The sequence below is a fragment of the Nocardioides sp. genome (assembly GCF_030149505.1).
GTDB lineage: Bacteria > Actinomycetota > Actinomycetes > Propionibacteriales > Nocardioidaceae > Nocardioides.
In genome coordinates this window covers 75,406-81,405 of the sequence record NZ_JASBRN010000071.1, presented here as the reverse complement: position 1 = coordinate 81,405, position 6,000 = coordinate 75,406, and the positions used below count along the sequence as shown (strand labels likewise).

Genomic DNA, 6,000 nt, shown 5'->3' with positions numbered 1-6,000 from the left:
GTTCCCGCCCGCGTTGCCGTTGCCGTTCCCGCCCGCGTTGCCGTTGCCGTTCCCGCCCGCGTTGCCGTTGCCGTTCCCGCCGGCATTGCCGTTGCCGTTCCCGCCCGCGTTGCCGTTCCCGTTCCCGCCGGCATTGCCGTTCCCGTTACCCCCCGGCTGACCTGGCTGCCCTGGCTGCTCGGGCTGCTCGGGCTGTCCGCCGCCCGGCCCGGGCTGCTCGGGCTGTCCGCCGCCCGGCCCGGGCTGCTCGGGCTGTCCACCGCCCGGCCCGGGTTGCTCGGGCTGTCCACCGCCCGGCCCCGACGCACCGTCCGACCCGACGCCGGCACCGCCGCCCGGCCCGGACGATCCCGGGCCGCCCCCCGCTCCGGCGTCGCCTCCCCCGGGGCGGCCGGACGGACCACCGGCGCTCGCACCGGCACCGACCGGCGACGGTGGGGCCAGCGGCACGGGGACGTGTCCGCGCGACACCACCGGCGTCCGCGGAGGAACGGGGAGGCGGGCCTCGGGGCGTAGCGAGCGGCCGGCCTGGACTGCGCGCAGCGGCAGTTCGTCCTCGTCATCCGCCAGGTCGGCGCCGATGGCGAAGAGCCAGCGCGGGAGCGGGTTGAGGACGCTCCCGACACCGTCGACGCGGATGCCGGTGGCGACCACGAGCGAGGCCGCCACGGTCACCAGCACGAAGGCCAGCAGGGACGGCCGGTGCTCGGCCTGTCGTAGCTCCGACAAGAGCCCCGACGGCTCGTCCTTCATCATCCACGCCCCCACGTGCCGAGACCAACGCGGGCATCCTCCCCCGTCCCGGGGCTGGGTACCCACTTAGCGGGCTCAGGTCCGGGAGTGGACTAGACAGATGGCATGCCCTGAGCAGCCGTCAGCGGCGCTTCGGCCCGCCCTTGCCCTTCGCGTGACCAGGCGGGGTACCAGGGCGGTCCTTCTTCTTCACCTGTCCAGGAGCCTGCTCGCGCCCCTTGCCCTGGCTGGCCGCCTTGCCGGGACCGCCCGCTCCGGCTCCGCCGGAGACAGAGATCTTGTCCGGCCCGGCGCTGCCCTTCCCAGGTTTGCGACCGTTGCCGTTCGCCGCACCGTTGCCGTTCGCCGCACCGTTGCCGTTGCCGTTCGCCGCACCGTTGCCGTTCGCCGCACCGTTGCCGTTGCCGTTGGCCGGACCGGTGCCTCCGCCGTTGCCCCCACGGTCCTTGCCCTTGCCCTTCGCGCCGCCCTTGCCCTGGTCACCGCCGGGACCCTTGCCCTGTGCCGGGGCGGCAGAACCGCGCCCCTCGCGGGGTCCCGAGGAGGCCGGCGCGCCGGTGGCGGGCGCGACGGGAGCGGGGCTGGCCTCCGGCTGCGTGGTCGGAGCAGGGGTGACCGAGTCCTCGGGCTCGAGCTCGCTGCCGGCCTGGACGGCTCGCAGCGCGGGCTCCTCCTCGAGGATCAGGTCCTGGCCGAGGGTGAAGACCAGGGAGGGCAGCGGGTTCAGCACGCCGCCGACCGTGTCCAGACGGATGCCGGTAGCGACCACCAGGGAGCAGACGATGGCCACGAGGCTGAAGGCCAGCAGCGAGCGTCGGTGCTCGGGCGCGCGCAGCTCGGTGAGCAGCCTGGTCGGCTTCTCCTCCATGCTTGCGCTCCCTTGGTCCCGAGTGACTCCAGGAGATTCTCCCCCGCGAGAGTCCTCACGAGGAAACGCCAGCGACAGGTTGACCTGGTCAGACCACAGAATGACCCAGATGGGTCATGCGACGTGACCCACCCGGGCTATGCGCCGGGGTGCGCGCCCCTACGAGCGGGCGCCCTGCCCACGGCCCGGCCGGAGCAGGTCAGGCCCGAGCAGGTCAGGCCGGAGCAGGTCAGGCCGACTTCCGCTTCTTGGCCTCGGTCTCGCGCGGGACCAGCTGCGGCGGCTCGTCACCGGCCACCGCAGCCCCGGTCACGACCACCTTCGAGACGTCGCCGCGCGAGGGGACGTCGTACATCACCTGCAGCAACACCTCCTCGATGATCGCGCGGAGCCCACGCGCGCCCGTGCCGCGCTCCATCGCCTTGTCGGCGATGGCGTCGATGGCCTCACTGGTGAACTCCAGCTCGACGCCGTCGAGCTCGAAGAGCTTCTGGTACTGCTTGACCAGCGCGTTGCGCGGCTCGGTGAGGATCTGCACCAGCGCCGGCCGGTCGAGCTTGGAGACGCTCGCGATGAGCGGCAGGCGCCCGATGAACTCGGGGATCAGGCCGAACTTGGTCAGGTCCTCGGGCCGCACCTGCGCGAGCAGGTCGTCCTCGGAGTGGTCTGCCTGCGAGTGGACCTCGGCGGTGAAGCCGAGGGTCTTCTTGCCCACGCGCTGCTCGATGATGTGCTCGAGCCCGGCGAAGGCACCGCCCACCACGAACAGGATGTTGGTGGTGTCGATCTGGATGAACTCCTGGTGCGGGTGCTTGCGCCCGCCCTGCGGGGGGACCGAGGCGGTCGTGCCCTCGATGATCTTCAGCAGCGCCTGCTGCACGCCCTCGCCGGAGACGTCGCGGGTGATCGAGGGGTTCTCCGCCTTGCGGGCCACCTTGTCGATCTCGTCGATGTAGATGATGCCGGTCTCGGCCTTCTTGACGTCGTAGTCGGCGGCCTGGATCAGCTTGAGCAGGATGTTCTCGACGTCCTCACCGACGTAGCCGGCCTCGGTCAGCGCGGTCGCGTCGGCGATGGCAAACGGGACGTTGAGCATGCGCGCCAGGGTCTGGGCGAGGTAGGTCTTGCCGCAGCCGGTGGGGCCGATGACCAGGATGTTGGACTTGGCGACCTCGACCTGCTCGTCCTTGGAGTGCTTGCCGCTGACCGGCTGCAGCCCCGCCTGGACGCGCTTGTAGTGGTTGTAGACCGCCACGGCGAGCGACTTCTTCGCCTGCTCCTGCCCAATGACGTAGGAGTTGAGGAACTCGAAGATCTCGCGGGGCTTGGGGAGCTCGTCGAGGCTGACCTCGGCGCCCTCGCTCAGCTCCTCCTCGATGATCTCGTTGCACAGGTCGATGCACTCGTCGCAGATGTAGACGCCGGGACCGGCGATGAGCTTCTTGACCTGCTTCTGCGACTTGCCGCAGAACGAGCACTTCAACAGGTCGCCGCCGTCACCGATCCGTGCCACCGCGGTCATCCTCCCTGTGCGTCCCGGCCGAGGTGGCCGGGGCGTCTCCTGCTTGCTTCGAGCTGTCGTGCTGAGTGGGTGCTGCTGGTCCTGCTGGGGGGCGTCCCGGTGCGCTGTCGGCGCTCGGTCCGGCCACCGGCCCGCCGTCCGGGCCGATCTTCTGACGGTACCCCTCCCCACCCCCCAGGGAGGTGGGGACACGAGCACTCGTCGTCAGATCGGCCCCGGGCCGGTCATCCTGAGGTGCGGCTCACGCGAGTGCCGGGGTCTTGAGGGACTCCAGCACCGAGTCGATGAGGCCGTACTCCACCGCCTGGGCGGCCGTGAGGATCTTGTCGCGCTCGATGTCGCGGCTGACCTCCTCGATCGGCCTGCCGGTGTGGTCGCTGATCATCTTCTCCAGCAGCTCGCGCATGCGGATGATCTCGTTGGCCTGGATCTCGATGTCGGAGGTCTGGCCGAAGGTGCCCTCGGTGTAGGGCTGGTGGATCAGCACGCGGCTGTTGGGCAGACCCATCCGCTTGCCGGGCGTGCCGGCGGCGAGCAGGATCGCGGCAGCGGAGGCCGCCTGCCCCAGGCACACGGTGCGGACGTCGGGCTTGATGAAGTTGATGGTGTCGTAGATCGCGGTCAGCGCGGTGAAGGAGCCACCGGGGCTGTTGATGTAGATGCTGATCTCCTGGTCGGGGTTCATCGACTGCAGGCACAGCAGCTGGGCGATCACGGCGTTCGCGACGTCGTCGGAGATCGGCGTCCCGAGGTAGATGATGCGCTCCTCGAAGAGCTTGGCGTAGGGGTCGATGCGGCGGATGCCGTACGACGTCCGCTCCTCCCACTGGGGGATGTAGTAGTTCATCGCTCGGAGCCTCTCGTCACTTGGTGTGGGCCGGACGGCCCTCGTCGGCGGCCTCGCGGGCGCTGCGGATGACCTTGTCGACCAGGCCGTACTCCAGCGCCTGGTCGGCGGTGAACCAGCGGTCGCGGTCGGCGTCGGCGGTGACCTGCTCGACGCTCTGGCCGGTGTGCTCGGAGATGAGCTCGAGCAGCACCTTCTTGATGTGCAGCGACTGCTGGGCCTGGATCTTGATGTCGGAGGCGGAGCCACCCATGCCCGAGGAGGGCTGGTGCATCATGATCCGCGCGTGCGGCAGGGCGTAGCGCTTGCCCTTGGCGCCGGCACAGAGGAGGAACTGGCCCATCGAGGCGGCCAGGCCCATGCCCACGGTCGCGACGTCGTTGGGGATGTAGTTCATCGTGTCGTAGATCGCCATGCCGGCGTCGACCGAGCCGCCGGGGCTGTTGATGTGCAGGAAGATGTCGGCCTCGGGGTCCTCCGCGGACAGCAGCAGGAGCTGGGCGCAGATCGCGTTGGCGTTCTGGTCGCGCACCTCGGAGCCGAGGAACACGATGCGCTCGCGCAGCAGTCGCTGGTAGATGTGGTCGTCGAGGACGCCCAGGGACGCGGCGCCGCCCATGGTGGGCAGGTGCTCGGCGCCGCGGTCGGCGGAAGCGGGGTTCGAGTTCACGTCAGCGACACTAGCCCGTGCGGCGGACACTTCCACGGACAACCGGGTCCTGTTCGCCGACAGCGGATTTCCCCGCGGCCGCTCCCCCGGCGGCCGCACACGTGGTGGACGACGGAGTGTGACGGCGTGGCGTGACGGCCGGCACCGACGGACGCGCGTCAGGCCAGCCAGCGCTCGAGGGCGGCGTGCACGTCGGGGTGGTTGAGCAGCCCGAAGTGGTCGGTGCGACCCACGTGCAGGACCTCGGCGTCGGGGAAGAGCGTGCGCCCCCGCCGGTCGCGGCCGTACGCCGAGCGCGGCCGCACCAGCAGGTCGCCGACCACGTTCCCGACCGGGTGCCGCTCGGAGGCGGTGAGCGTGGCCGAGACCAGCCGGTAGCGGGCGTGCGGCAGCGGCGGGACGTCCTCGGCCAGCCCCGCCACGAGGTCGTGGACGCCCTGGGAGCGCCAGTCCAGGAGCCGACCGAAGGCGGCGGTCTCCGGGAGCAGCCCCAGGCCGCGGCTCCCGTGGCCGATCCCCCAGGCGATGGGGGCACCGAGGTGCGGCGTGCCCAGGGTGACGACGTCGGACACCTTCGCGGTCCACGGCTCCTGCACCTGAGCGGCGACCGCACCGGCCGCCCGCATCACCAACCCGCCCAGGGAGTGCCCGACCAGCGCGATCCGCGTGACCGGCACCGGCCAGTGCTCCACGACCTGCTGCAGCAGACCGGTCAGCGCGGCGCCGTTCTCCCGCAGCGGCAGACCGGTGTTGGCGCGCAGCAGGAGCGGGGTCCACCCGCGCTCGGCCAGCGCCTCGGCGTACGTCGGGCCCGCGGTCTCGCGGCGGCGCCACCAGTAGGACTCGTTCTCGCACAGGCCGTGGAGGAAGACGACCAGGTGGCCGGTGGCCTCCGGGTAGGCGGCTGCGAGCGAGGCCGGCTCCGGCGTGACGTCCCGGCCGTCGAGGCGCAGCCCCATCGGGATCGCCATCTGCGGCCGCTCCCGCAGCAGCCGGTCACCGATCAGCCCGTTGACCGCGGACGAGACGAAGCGGCCCTCACGGGAGTCTTCCAGCCGCGGACCGACACCGGTCGCGGCCGCGCGGTCGAGGCCGGTCGAGGCGAGGCGGAGGCCGCCCCCGAGCCCGGCGTACACCGCGTCGGCGATGCCGCGGTGGACCCGCTCGGGGAGCGAGGCGCCCGTGGCGCCGGTCGCACGTCGACCCAGGCCGTGGACCCGGTCGACCCAGGCGGTGTGGGTGTCGCGGACGGTCTTGACGACGAGCTCGTCGGCGACCTCGCAGAGCAGCGAGGCGGCGTCGAGGACGGTGGGGCCGGGTGCGGTGGTCACCGGAGGATG

6 protein-coding genes are annotated in these 6,000 nt (G+C 71.6%); all 6 read right to left on the bottom strand.

All coding sequences use genetic code 11. From position 1 onward, the window contains the following. Nucleotides 1–756, bottom strand: a 756-nt coding sequence (locus tag Q1V71_RS15730; RefSeq protein ID WP_300644984.1) for a hypothetical protein, incomplete at its 3' end; no start/stop codon positions are given. A 118-nt stretch (nt 757–874) separates the two neighbouring features. After that, the gene (locus Q1V71_RS15725) at nt 875–1,621 is read right to left on the bottom strand and encodes a hypothetical protein (protein WP_300644983.1); all 747 of its coding nucleotides are present in this window, start codon (nt 1,619–1,621) and stop codon (nt 875–877) included. Nucleotides 1,622–1,850: 229 nt separating this feature from the next. Beyond that, a complete protein-coding gene (clpX, locus tag Q1V71_RS15720) occupies nt 1,851–3,134 on the bottom strand; it encodes an ATP-dependent Clp protease ATP-binding subunit ClpX (RefSeq protein ID WP_300644982.1) in 1,284 nt (427 codons plus the stop codon). A 250-nt stretch (nt 3,135–3,384) separates the two neighbouring features. After that, a complete protein-coding gene (locus tag Q1V71_RS15715) occupies nt 3,385–3,990 on the bottom strand; it encodes an ATP-dependent Clp protease proteolytic subunit (protein WP_300644980.1) in 606 nt (201 codons plus the stop codon). Between the two features lie 16 nt (nt 3,991–4,006). Next, nucleotides 4,007–4,660: a ClpP family protease gene (locus tag Q1V71_RS15710; protein WP_300644978.1), complete on the bottom strand. Its 654-nt coding sequence runs from the start codon at nt 4,658–4,660 to the stop codon at nt 4,007–4,009. A gap of 158 nt (nt 4,661–4,818) precedes the next feature. Next, nucleotides 4,819–5,991 (bottom strand): triacylglycerol lipase, encoded by a 1,173-nt coding sequence (locus tag Q1V71_RS15705; RefSeq protein WP_300644976.1) that lies wholly within the window; start codon nt 5,989–5,991, stop codon nt 4,819–4,821. Nucleotides 5,992–6,000 lie beyond the last annotated feature (9 nt).

Excerpts from the sequence above, each read along its gene's own strand:
- Q1V71_RS15725 (WP_300644983.1), bottom strand. The coding sequence starts at position 1,621 with ATGGAGGAGAAGCCGACCAGGCTGCTCACCGAGCTGCGCGCGCCCGAG.
- Q1V71_RS15715 (WP_300644980.1), bottom strand. The coding sequence starts at position 3,990 with ATGAACTACTACATCCCCCAGTGGGAGGAGCGGACGTCGTACGGCATC.